We start from the raw sequence: 11,506 nt of genomic DNA, 5'->3' as shown, positions 1-11,506 counted from the left end.
GAACTGCGCGGCCAGCCAGCCACGGTCCGCAGACGGGCGCCTACCCCCGGAGGGTTTCGGGAAGGGGTGGGGTGGGGGCCGGCTCCGCCGAGGGCGACGGCTCCGTACCGAACCACGCCACCCCCACCGCCCCCCCGACCGCCAGCACGAACCCCAGCGCCGCCATCCACCCGAACCCCGCCCGCGACGCGTCGCCCAGCCACAGCACCCCGATCGCCCCCGGCAGCACCGTCTCGCCGACCACCAGCGCCGCCGTCGCCCCGTTGACCGAGCCGATCTGGAGCGCCACCGTGTGCAGATACATTCCGCCGATCCCCGCCACCAGGATCGCGTAGAGCGCGGGGTCGGCGAGCAGCCTGCCGAGGTCGAAGGGGTCGACGCCGTTCAGGACGCGGACGCCGACGCCCAGCGCGCCGAACCCGAGCCCCGACAGCAGACCCGCCAGGATCGCGGCGCGGGCGCCCAGCACCCGTACCGCCGCAGCCCCGCCCGCCATCAGCACCACCGACACCACCAGCAGCCACCAGTGCGTGGCCGTGGACGTGTGGCCGCTGCCCTCCGCGCCCGCCGCCGTGGCGAGCAGCACCAGCGCCGAGCAGACCACCGCGATGGAACCCCACTCCGCGCGGCTCAGCCGCAGCCCCAGCAGCCGTACGCTCAGCACCGCCGTGATCACCAGGTTCGCGCTGATGACCGTCTGCGAGAGGAACAGCGGGAGCAGCCGGGCCGCCAGCGCGCCCAGGCCGAAGCCCACGAAGTCCAGGACGGTGCCGACCATGAACTCCCAGGTCAGCGCCGCTTTAGCGGTGGAGGACAGACTGGGGCCGCCGTGCTGGGTCAGGGCCGTCGCCGCCGCCTCTTGGCGCGCGGACTTGCGGGATCCGACGGCTTGCAGGACCGAGCCCGTGCCGTAACAGATCGAGGCCGCGATCGCGGTCAGTAGGCCGATCAGCACCAGAAGCTCCGTTCAGGGGGTGGAGGGACACGTTCTGCTCCCCAGCAGCAGACGTGCCGAGCCCGCCCCGCGTTGCCTGGTGTGATCTATCCCGTACGCGCTCTCCGCCCCGCGAGGCTCACGCCGACAGGCGGGCCAGCTCCTGCGCCGCCTCGTCCACCGAGTCCACCAGCGCGATCCGCGCCGCCATCGGGCGGCCCTCGGCGAGCGCCTGGAGCAGCGGCCAGGTGGGCAGCCGCCGCGTCCAGTGCTCCCGGTCCACCAGCACCATCGGCGTGGGCTCGCCGCGCGAGCCGTAGTAGTTGGGGGTCGCGTTGTCGAAGATCTCCTGTACGGTCCCGGCCGCGCCCGGCAGGAACACCACGCCCGCGTTGGAGCGGGCGAGCAGGCCGTCCTCGCGGGTCGCGTTGGCGAAGTACTTCGCGATGTGGCTGGCGAACGCGTTCGGCGGCTCATGGCCGTAGAACCAGGTGGGGATGCCCACCGACACCCCGCCCCCGGGGTGGCGCCCGCGCACCTCGAAGGCCGCCCGCGCCCACTCGGAGACGGACGGCGCGAACGACGGCGCCTTGGCGAGCAGCTCCAGCGCCTCGTCGAGCACCGCGTCCGCCAGCGGCGCCGTGTAGGCGCCCAGGTTCGCGGCCTCCATCGCGCCCGGGCCGCCGCCCGTCGCCACGGTGAACCCGGCCCGCGCGAGCGTACGGCCGAGCCGGGCCGCCCCGGCGTAGGCGTCGCCGCCCCGGCCCATCGCGTGGCCGCCCATCACGCCCACCACCCGCGTCCCCGCCAGGAACTCCTCCAGGGCGTCCGAGACCGAGTCGTCGTGGATCGAGCGGAGCATGGAGGCGAACACGTCGCCGTCCGACTTGGTGCGCTGGAACCAGGCGTACGAGCGGGCGTCCGGCGTGTGCTCATAACCGCCGTCGAGGTCCTCGAACAGCTCGTCGGGGGTGTAGAGCAGCCCCCGGTACGGGTCGAAGGGCAGGTCCGGCACCGGAGGGAAGACCAGGGCGCCGTCCGCGCGCACCTTGACGGCGGCCTCCGGCGCCATCCGGCAGCCGAGGAAGACCGCGCCCGCGGTGTCGACCGACAGGAGCGCGAACGTACGGTCCGTCAGTTCCAGGGACTGGAGGCGGAAGCCGGCCAGGGTGCCGCGCGCGACCACCTCGTCGAACTCGGCGACGGACTCGATCTCCCGGTCCCGAGCGTCCGGGATCCGCTGAAAGTCTTCACTGGCCATCCGGTCACCCTAGGCCGTACGGCAGTTGACGGCCCGGGCGGGTCGCCGGGGCCGCTCAGCCCGTCAGCGGCAGCGCCGCGAGCTCGGCGATGCCCCAGGTCACCGGGCCGAACAGGGCCACGATCGCGGCCGCGCGCAACGCGGCCGAGGCGCGCAGCAGCTTGGCCGGGGCGCCCAGGCGCAGCAGCGCCTCGGTGGTCTCGCCGCGCGCGTGCTTGGACTCCAGGGCCGCCGTCAGCAGCGTCGCCACCGTGCAGCCGGTCACCAGCGCCGCGCCGAGCCCGGTGAGCGGGCCGAAGGGGTGCGGGCCGGCCTCGTCCCCGTACAGCGTGGCGGCCGCGATCGTCGCCGAGGCCACCGCGCACACCACGCCCAGCGGGCGCCCGATGCGGCGGGCCTCCTCCATCAGGACGCGCCCCGCGAGCAGCCGGGCCGCCCCCGGACGCGCGGTCTGGAGCAGCCTGCCGCACAGATGGGTCAGGGCCGGACCCGCCACCGCCAGGCCGAACGCCGTGAGGACCCAGCCGGCGAGCACCCCGGCGGGGCTGCTGTCGGGGTGGCCCGGCATGGGGATCGCGGATCCCGGGTTGCCCCGGCTCGCGAACGTCTCGACGGCCAGGCCCGCCGTGATGAACGTGATGCCCCAGGGCAGCCCCGAGGGCACGGATGCCGGGGGCCGCTCGGTGCCGCGCGGGCGGGGCGGCTCCTTGCGCGGGCGCAGGGCGAGTCCGGCCGCCGCCGACGCGGTCAGTGGCAGCACCGTGAGCAGGGTGAGGGCGGCGGCCAGCGGCAGCGGCTGGTCGGCGGCGAGCAGCCCGGCCGCGGCGCCGTCGAAGGGCAGCCCGGTGATGTCGCCGCGCAGATGGAGGTAGACCAGCAGGGCGACCGTCGAGCCGAGCGTGCAGGCCACCGCCGTGGACGCGGCGGCGATCGCGGTGAGCCGCCCGGGGCCCAGGCCCACCGCGGAGAGCCCGGGGCGGGGGCGGGTGCTCGGGTCCGTACGGGCCACGGCGACCGCGAAGTGGACGGTGGCGGCCAGCGGCACCGCGCACCACAGCAGCCGCAGCACCGAGCCGCCGGGGTGCGCCACGGCGTGGCCCAGGGTGCACAGGAGCAGGAAGCCGACCCCCGCCGAGGCCGCGGCCACCAGCAGGCGGCGCAGCAGGACCAGCGGGTGGGTGCCCCGGGCTAGGCGGAGAGCGAGCACGCGGAGCGGCCCTCCGCGTCGGGGGCGCCGGCGGGCCCGGCCGCGGTGACCCGGCGGCCGTCGAGCAGCCGCACCGTACGGTCGGCGAGCGCCGCGACCTCGGGGTCGTGCGTGGCCAGGACCGTGGTGATGGCGTGCGAGCGGGCGGCGGCCATCAGGGTGCGCAGCACCTGGGCGGCCTCGGCGCGGTGCAGCGTGGCGGTCGGCTCGTCCGCGAAGAGCACGGCGGGGGAGGTGACCAGGGCGCGGGCGATCGCCACGCGCTGGCGCTGGGTGGTCGGCAGGGCGTGCGGGCGGCGCCGTGCGCAGGCCCCGATGTCGAGCCGCTCCAGCCACTCCAGGGCGGCCTTCTTGGCGGTGCGGTGGGAGATGCCGCGCAGCAGCAGCGGCAGCGCCGCGTTCTCCCAGGCGTTGAGCTCGGGCACCAGCGTCGGCTCGGGGTCGATCCAGCCGAACCGGTCGCGGCGCAGCCGCTCGCGCGAGAGCGCTCCCATGGTGTGGACGGGGGCGCTGTTGAACCACACCTCGCCCTGGTCGGGCACCAGCTGGCCGGACAGGGCCCGCAGCAGGGTCGTCTTGCCGCTGCCGCGCGGGCCGGCGACCGCCAGGATCTCCCCCTCGCGGATCCCGAGGGAGACCCCGGTCAGGGCGGGCGAGCCGCCGTGGGAGTGGTGCAGGGAACGTCCCCAGAGCACATCGTTGTCCGGCGGGGCCACCATGGCGTACACCTCGGTTCAGATCAGATTTCCTGCTCCCCGTACGGGGGAACGAAGGCAGGGCCGATCGGTCACTGGGCACCGTAGGGACTGATGTGCGCCGGTCCTGACAGCACGCGGCCCGGTGGCGCCCATCTCACTCGGATGGGCGCCACCGGGCCGGTGCGTTCAGACGAATCGCGCGGGACCGTCCGGGGACGGCTACAGCTTGGTCCAGGCCTCCGTCAGGACGTGGCGCAGGACGCCCTCGATCTCGTCGAAGGTCTCCTGGTTCGAGATCAGCGGCGGGGCCAGCTGGACCACCGGGTCGCCCCGGTCGTCGGCGCGGCAGTACAGGCCGTTGTCGTACAGCGCCTTGGAGAGGAAGCCGTACAGGACGCGCTCGGTCTCCTCGTCGTTGAAGGACTCCTTGGTGTTCTTGTCCTTCACCAGCTCGATGCCGTAGAAGAAGCCGTTGCCGCGCACGTCGCCGACGATCGGCAGGTCGTGGAGCTTCTTGAGGGTGTCGAAGAAGGCGCCCTCGTTGTCGAGCACGTGCTGGTTGAGGCCCTCGCGCTCGAAGATGTCGAGGTTGGCCAGGCCCACGGCCGCGGAGACCGGGTGGCCGCCGAAGGTATAGCCGTGCAGGAAGGTGTTGTCGCCCTTGTAGAACGGCTCGGCGATCTTGTCGGAGACGATGCAGGCGCCGATGGGGGAGTAGCCCGAGGTCATGCCCTTGGCGCAGGTGATCATGTCCGGTACGTAGCCGAACTTGTCGCAGGCGAACATCGTGCCCAGGCGGCCGAAGGCGCAGATGACCTCGTCGGAGACGAGCAGCACGTCGTACTTGTCGCAGATCTCGCGGACCCGCTGGAAGTAGCCGGGCGGCGGCGGGAAGCAGCCGCCGGCGTTCTGCACGGGCTCCAGGAAGACCGCGGCGACGGTGTCGGGGCCCTCGAAGAGGATCTCCTGCTCGATCTGGTCGGCGGCCCAGCGGCCGAAGGCCTCGGGGTCGTCGCCGTGGATCGGGGCGCGGTAGATGTTGGTGTTCGGCACCTTGTGCGCGCCCGGGACCAGCGGCTCGAAGGGGGCCTTGAGCGCGGGCAGACCGGTGATCGACAGGGCGCCCTGCGGGGTGCCGTGGTAGGCGACCGCACGCGAGATGACCTTGTACTTCGTGTGGTTGCCGGTAAGCTTGTGGTACTGCTTCGCCAGCTTCCAGGCGGTCTCGACGGCCTCGCCGCCGCCGGTGGTGAAGAAGACCTTGTTGAGGTCGCCCGGGGCGTAGTTCGCCAGGCGCTCGGCGAGCTCCACGGCCTTGGGGTGGGCGTAGGACCACACCGGGAAGAAGGCCAGCTCCTGCGCCTGCTTGTAGGCGGTCTCGGCGAGCTCGTGACGGCCGTGGCCGGCGTTGACGACGAAGAGGCCGGACAGACCGTCGAGGTACTTCTTGCCCTTGTCGTCGTAGATGTAGGTGCCCTCGCCCCGGACGATGGTGGGAACGGGCGCGTTCTCGTACGACGACATGCGGGTGAAGTGCATCCACAGGTGGTCGTAGGCGGTCTGGCTCAGGTCCTTGCTCACGGCTATCGGGTTCCCCACATATAGGTCTGCTTCTTCAACTTGAGGTAGACGAAGCTCTCGGTGGAGCGCACGCCGGGGAGGGCGCGGATCCGCTTGTTGATGACGTCCAGCAGGTGGTCGTCGTCCTCGCAGACGACCTCCACCATCAGGTCGAAGGAGCCCGCGGTCATCACCACGTACTCGCACTCGGCCATGGCCGTCAGCGCGTCGGCGACGGGGTCGAGGTCTCCCTCGACGTTGATGCCGACCATCGCCTGGCGCCGGAACCCCACGGTGAGGGGGTCGGTGACGGCGACGATCTGCATCACGCCCTGGTCCAGGAGTTTCTGCACGCGCTGTCGCACGGCCGCCTCCGACAGGCCCACGGCCTTGCCGATCGCGGCGTACGGGCGGCGCCCGTCCTCCTGGAGCTGTTCGATGATCGCCAGGGACACGGCATCGATCGACGGGGACGACCCGTTTCCGGTCCTGGTGTCTGCGCTTCGACTGGCCACGGAGCCACTGTGCACCCGACTCGTCTGTCCCGCAACCCCAAAGCGATGAAATTCGTTGTTCCGTGACCGTGGAAGCACTGAATCCGAAGTTGCCGGGCGGCGGGTCTGTCGAAAGCGACACTTCACCGACTAAGGTGGGCGTCTCACCCATCGGACATCGGACCGGGAGGCCAGCGAAGTGACCACCGAACTGCGTCGTTTGCGCAACTACATCGACGGAGAGTTCCGGGACGCCGCCGACGGGCGGACCATCGAGGTGGTCAACCCGGCCACGGGCGAGGCGTACGCCACCTCTCCGCTCTCCGGCCAGGCGGACGTCGACGCCGCCATGGCCGCCGCCGCCGCGGCCTTCCCGGCCTGGCGCGACACCACGCCGGCCGAGCGCCAGAAGGTGCTGCTGAAGATCGCGGACGCCTTCGAGGAGCGCGCCGAGGAGCTGATCGCGGCCGAGTCGGAGAACACCGGCAAGCCGATCGCGCTGACCGCCAGCGAAGAGATCCCGCCGATGGTGGACCAGATCCGCTTCTTCGCGGGCGCCGCCCGGCTGCTCGAGGGCCGCTCGGCCGGCGAGTACATGGAGGGCCTGACCTCCATCGTGCGCCGTGAGCCGGTCGGTGTGTGCGCGCAGGTCGCGCCGTGGAACTACCCGATGATGATGGCCGTGTGGAAGTTCGCCCCGGCGCTCGCCGCGGGCAACACGGTCGTCCTCAAGCCCTCGGACACCACCCCCGCCTCCACCGTCCTGATCGCCGAGATCATCGGCGCGATCGTCCCGAAGGGCGTCTTCAACGTCATCTGCGGCGACCGCGACACCGGCCGCGCGATGGTCGAGCACCCCACCCCCGCGATGGCCTCCATCACCGGTTCCGTACGCGCCGGTATGCAGGTCGCCGAGTCGGCCGCCAAGGACGTCAAGCGCGTCCACCTGGAGCTCGGCGGCAAGGCCCCGGTCGTGGTCTTCGAGGACGCCGACATCGCCAAGGCCGTCGAGGACATCGCGGTGGCGGGCTACTTCAACGCCGGCCAGGACTGTACGGCCGCGACCCGCGTGCTCGTCCACGAGTCCATCCACGACGAGTTCGTCGCCGCGCTCGCCAAGGCCGCCGCCGACACCAAGACGGGGCAGCCGGACGACGAGGACGTGCTGTACGGCCCGCTCAACAACGCCAACCAGCTCAAGCAGGTCACCGGCTTCATCGACCGCCTGCCGGCGCACGCCAAGGTCGAGGCGGGCGGCCACCGGGTCGGCGACAAGGGTTACTTCTACGCCCCGACCGTGGTCTCCGGCCTCAAGCAGGACGACGAGATCATCCAGAACGAGGTCTTCGGCCCGGTCATCACCGTCCAGTCCTTCACGGACGAGAAGCAGGCCCTGGAGTTCGCCAACGGCGTCGAGTACGCCCTGGCCTCCTCGGTCTGGACGAAGGACCACGCCCGCGCGATGCGCATGTCCAAGTACCTGGACTTCGGCTGCGTCTGGATCAACACGCACATCCCGCTGGTCGCGGAGATGCCGCACGGCGGCTTCAAGAAGTCCGGCTACGGCAAGGACCTCTCGGCGTACGGCTTCGAGGACTACACGCGGATCAAGCACGTGATGACGTCGTACGAGGGCTGACACCCTCTCAGCGGATGCCCCGCGCCCGTTTGGGGCGCGGGGCATCCGCGCGACCAGCCACCCACGGCCCGCAGCCGAAAGACCTCCGTTCCCGCGCGGTCGACAGGTTGTCGGGCCTGCCTCGCACGGCTGTACGCACCGTCCATTGCCCCCGCGACGGCGGCCCCGGCATCCTTCGGGAGTGCGAGCGACCCCCATGAACCCCCTCTCCCGCCGCCACCTGCTGCGCGCGCTCGGCGGCGGCGCCGCCGCGGCCGCGCTGGCGGGCTGCGGAGTGCCCGCGGCGTACGTCGCCCCCGGTGAACGCGCCGCGCGCGACCGCTCGGCCGCCGACCGCCGGCTCACCTTCGCCAACTGGCCGCTGTACATCGACACCGACGAGGACGACAAGTCGAAGCGGCCCACCCTCGACGCGTTCACGAGGAAGACCGGGATCTCCGTCACGTACACCGAGGAGATCAACGACAACGACGAGTTCTTCGGGAAGATCAGCCCGGCCCTGATGAACCATCAGGCCACCGGCCGCGACCTCGTCGTCATCAGCGACTGGATGGCGGCGCGCTTCGTGCGGCTCGGCTGGGTGCAGCAGATGGACCGCTCCCGCCAGCCGAACGTCGCCCGGTACCTGGACCCGCAGCTGGCCGTGCCCGCCTACGACAAGGGGCGGCTGCACAGCGTCCCCTGGCAGTCCGGGATCACCGGCATCGCGTACAACAGGAAGAAGCTCGGCCGCGAGATCAAGCACACCAGTGACCTGTGGGACCCGCGCCTGGCGGGCAAGGTGACGCTGCTGTCGGGCCTGGACGAGTCGTTCGCGCTGCTGATGCAGGGCGACGGCGTCGATGTGACGCGCTGGACCGCCGACGACTTCCACCGGATGTGCGACAAGGTCGAGAAGCAGGTGCACAAGAAGCAGATACGCCGCTTCACCGGCAACGACTACATCAAGGACCTCTCCACCGGAGACGTGCTGGCCTGCCAGGCCTACTCGGGCGATGTCATCCAGCTCCAGGCGGACAACCCCGACATCGAGTTCGTGGTGCCCGAGGAGGGGGCCGAGCTGTGGGCCGAGTCGATGATGGTCCCCAACCTGGCCCGCCACAAGGCCAACGCGGAAGCGCTGATCGACTACTACTACGACCCGCACGTGGCGGCGGAGCTCGCCGTCTGGGTCAACTACGTCTGCCCGGTCCCGGCCGCGCGCGAGGTGCTGGCCGCCTCCAAGGACAAGGAGCGGGCCGAACTCGCGGAGGACCCGCTGGTCTTCCCGGATGCCGAGATGCGCCGACGGCTGGCGATCGCCCGGGACATCACGTCGCAGGAGCGGATGGAGTTCGCCAAGAGGTGGAACTCGATCGTGGGGCTGTAGAGCGTTCCGTAGATCCCGAGGGCAGGTTTGAACGCGTTCAAACCGCAGCGTAGGCTGCGGTCATGAGCGAGCGAAGAGCTGCCCTCGTGCGGCGCATACGCCTGTGGCTTGTCGTCTTCATCGTCTGTCTGGTGCTCAGCGGGCTGACCGCCTTCCCGCTGGTGCACGAACTGCGCTGGACCCAGGGCCTGTTGCGGTCGACACCGCTGGGGGACTGGTTCCCGGGGCTCACCGGCTGGATCGACCGGGTGCGCGAAGGGCTGGACGCGACCGACGCGAAGTACCCCTTCGTCCTCTACGGGACCGACTGGCTCGCCTTCGCGCACCTCGTCATCGCGGTCGCCTTCTACGGGCCCTACCGCGACCCGGTCCGCAATATCTGGGTGATCGAGTTCGGGATGATCGCCTGCGCCGGGATCATCCCGCTGGCGCTGATCTGCGGGCCGGTCCGCGGCATCCCCCTGTGGTGGTCGGTGATCGACATGTCGTTCGGCGTGTTCGGGGTGATCCCCCTCTATGTCGTACGCCGCAAGATCAAGGAACTGGAGGCGCTGACGGCGGGGGACGGTCGGCCTCTGCCAGGACCGCGCTCAGCGCGTCCAGCCGGTTCGTGGTGACCGCGTCCACGCCGTGGCCGAGCAGTCGGCGCATCGTACGCTTGGTGTCGGCCGTCCACACCGACACCAGCATCCCGTCGCGGTGGATCCGCGCCGCCAGCTCGTGACTCATCAGCCCGAAGCGGTAGTTGAGCCAGCGCGGCTTCACCGCCGCGATCAGCTCCGGGCGCGGCGGGGCGAGGGTCGTCCAGGTCAGGGCGATCTCGGCGGCCGGGTCGGCGGCGCGGACCTTCAGCATGGCGGCGGCGCCCGCGCAGTAGTAGACGCGGTCGCCCGCCCCGCACTCCCGCACGGTGGCGACGACCGCGCGCACCGCCGCCTCGGTCGCACCCGGCAGATCGATCATCACCCGGTGCGCGCCCGCCGCCGTCAGGGCCGCGCGCAGGGTGGGGACGCCGGAGCGGGTCAGCTCGCGCACGTCCTCGTACACCAGAGAGGACAGCGGGCGCTCGTGGCCCCACAGCCGGTCCAGTGTGTCGTCGTGGAGCAGTACGGGGACGCCGTCGCGGGTGAGGCGTACGTCGATCTCGACCGCGTCCGCGCCGCGCTCCAGCGCCGAGCGGATCGACGGGAGCGTGTTCTCACGGACGCGGTACGGGTCGCCGCGGTGGGCCACAGCAGTCACGGTGCGCATGGGCCCCATTGTCACCAGGTGTTACTTCGCCAGCCACTGCGCGGTGTAGTCGTCGATCTCGGTGGCCAGCCGCGACTTGCCCGCCTCGTCGAGGAAGGACGCCTCCACGGCGTTCTTGGCGAGGTCGGCCAGGCCGCGCTCGTCCAGCTCCAGAAGGCGGGCGGCGACGGCGTACTCGTTGTTGAGGTCGCTGCCGAACATCGGCGGGTCGTCGCTGTTGACGGTCACCAGCACGCCCGCCTGGACCATCTCCCTTATGGGGTGCTGCTCGATGTCGGCGACGACGCGGGTGGCCAGGTTGGAGGTCGGGCAGACCTCCAGGGCGATCCGGTGGTCGGCGAGGTGCTGGAGGAGGGTGCGGTCCTGGGTGGCGCTGGTGCCGTGGCCGATGCGCTCGGCGCGCAGGTCGTGCAGGGCGTCCCAGATGGACTGCGGGCCGGTGGACTCGCCCGAGTGCGGCACCGAGTGCAGTCCGGCGGCGATGGCCTGGTCGAAGTACGGCTTGAACTGCGGACGCGGTACGCCGATCTCGGGGCCGCCGAGGCCGAAGGAGACCAGGCCCTCGGGGCGGACGGCGTCGGCGGTGGCGAGGCGGGTCGTCTCGGCGGCGGCCTCCAGACCGGCCTCGCCCGGGATGTCGAAGCACCAGCGCAGCACCGTGCCGAGCTCCTTCTCGGCCGCCTTGCGGGCGTCCTCGATCGCGTCCATGAAGGCGCGCTCGTCGATGCCGCGGCGGGTGGAGGAGAAGGGGGTGATGGTCAGTTCGGCGTACCGGATGTTCTGCCGGGCCATGTCGCGGGCGACCTCGTACGTGAGAAGCCGCACATCCTCCGGGGTGCGGATCAGGTCGACGACCGAGAGGTAGACCTCGATGAAGTGCGCGAAGTCGGTGAACGTGAAGTAGTCCGCGAGGGCCTCGGGGTCGGTGGGGACCTTCGAGTCCGGGTGGCGGGCGGCCAGTTCGGCGACGATACGGGGGGAGGCCGAGCCGACGTGGTGCACATGGAGCTCCGCCTTGGGCAGGCCCGCGATGAACGGGTGCAGGTCGGTCATGGTTTCCTCCGCAGCTGTCGGCTTCCCTCTTCGGGGATCA

11 protein-coding genes are annotated in these 11,506 nt (G+C 71.4%); 3 read left to right on the top strand and 8 right to left on the bottom strand.

From position 1 onward, the window contains the following. Positions 1-40: 40 nt before the first annotated feature. The 6 genes from ABD236_RS09400 to ABD236_RS09375 all read right to left on the bottom strand — a co-directional run bounded on the left by ABD236_RS09400 (position 41) and on the right by ABD236_RS09375 (position 6,190). Complete coding sequence (locus ABD236_RS09400; protein WP_344072345.1) at positions 41-955, bottom strand: DMT family protein; 915 nt, start codon at positions 953-955, stop codon at positions 41-43. A gap of 118 nt (positions 956-1,073) precedes the next feature. Further along, entirely contained in the window at positions 1,074-2,195 is a 1,122-nt protein-coding gene (locus tag ABD236_RS09395) for an LOG family protein (protein WP_344072343.1), read from the bottom strand. A 55-nt stretch (positions 2,196-2,250) separates the two neighbouring features. Beyond that, on the bottom strand, positions 2,251-3,402 hold the full coding sequence (locus ABD236_RS09390) for a hypothetical protein (protein ID WP_344072341.1): 1,152 nt from the start codon (positions 3,400-3,402) through the stop codon (positions 2,251-2,253). After that, on the bottom strand, positions 3,384-4,121 hold the full coding sequence (locus ABD236_RS09385) for an ABC transporter ATP-binding protein (protein WP_344072339.1): 738 nt from the start codon (positions 4,119-4,121) through the stop codon (positions 3,384-3,386). Before ABD236_RS09385 ends, ABD236_RS09390 begins: the two co-directional genes overlap by 19 nt. Before the next feature lie 198 nt (positions 4,122-4,319). Next, on the bottom strand, positions 4,320-5,699 hold the full coding sequence (locus tag ABD236_RS09380; protein WP_344072336.1) for an aspartate aminotransferase family protein: 1,380 nt from the start codon (positions 5,697-5,699) through the stop codon (positions 4,320-4,322). Continuing rightward, positions 5,684-6,190, bottom strand: a complete 507-nt coding sequence (locus ABD236_RS09375; RefSeq protein ID WP_344072334.1) for an Lrp/AsnC family transcriptional regulator — start codon at positions 6,188-6,190, stop codon at positions 5,684-5,686. Before ABD236_RS09375 ends, ABD236_RS09380 begins: the two co-directional genes overlap by 16 nt. A 163-nt stretch (positions 6,191-6,353) precedes the next feature. Here ABD236_RS09375 and ABD236_RS09370 point away from each other — a divergent pair, with 163 nt between their 5' ends. The 3 genes from ABD236_RS09370 to ABD236_RS09360 all read left to right on the top strand — a co-directional run bounded on the left by ABD236_RS09370 (position 6,354) and on the right by ABD236_RS09360 (position 9,779). Further along, positions 6,354-7,793: a gamma-aminobutyraldehyde dehydrogenase gene (locus tag ABD236_RS09370; protein ID WP_344072332.1), complete on the top strand. Its 1,440-nt coding sequence runs from the start codon at positions 6,354-6,356 to the stop codon at positions 7,791-7,793. A gap of 196 nt (positions 7,794-7,989) precedes the next feature. Further along, entirely contained in the window at positions 7,990-9,162 is a 1,173-nt protein-coding gene (locus ABD236_RS09365; RefSeq protein WP_344072330.1) for a polyamine ABC transporter substrate-binding protein, read from the top strand. A 62-nt stretch (positions 9,163-9,224) separates the two neighbouring features. Next, positions 9,225-9,779 (top strand): hypothetical protein, encoded by a 555-nt coding sequence (locus ABD236_RS09360; RefSeq protein ID WP_344072327.1) that lies wholly within the window; start codon positions 9,225-9,227, stop codon positions 9,777-9,779. Here ABD236_RS09360 and ABD236_RS09355 read toward each other — a convergent pair. Both ABD236_RS09355 and ABD236_RS09350 read right to left on the bottom strand, forming a co-directional pair. Continuing rightward, positions 9,697-10,413, bottom strand: coding sequence for a glycerophosphodiester phosphodiesterase (locus ABD236_RS09355; protein ID WP_344072325.1), 717 nt, complete (start codon positions 10,411-10,413; stop codon positions 9,697-9,699). The two genes, ABD236_RS09360 and ABD236_RS09355, sit on opposite strands and share 83 nt — an antisense overlap. Positions 10,414-10,434: 21 nt before the next feature. Beyond that, a complete protein-coding gene (locus ABD236_RS09350; protein ID WP_344072323.1) occupies positions 10,435-11,466 on the bottom strand; it encodes an adenosine deaminase in 1,032 nt (343 codons plus the stop codon). Positions 11,467-11,506 lie beyond the last annotated feature (40 nt).

It is taken from the genome of Streptomyces crystallinus (assembly GCF_039521265.1).
Taxonomy (GTDB): Bacteria; Actinomycetota; Actinomycetes; order Streptomycetales; family Streptomycetaceae; genus Streptomyces; species Streptomyces crystallinus.
The sequence above is the reverse complement of the archived record's forward strand: the minus strand, read 5'-3'. Positions and strand labels throughout refer to the sequence as shown.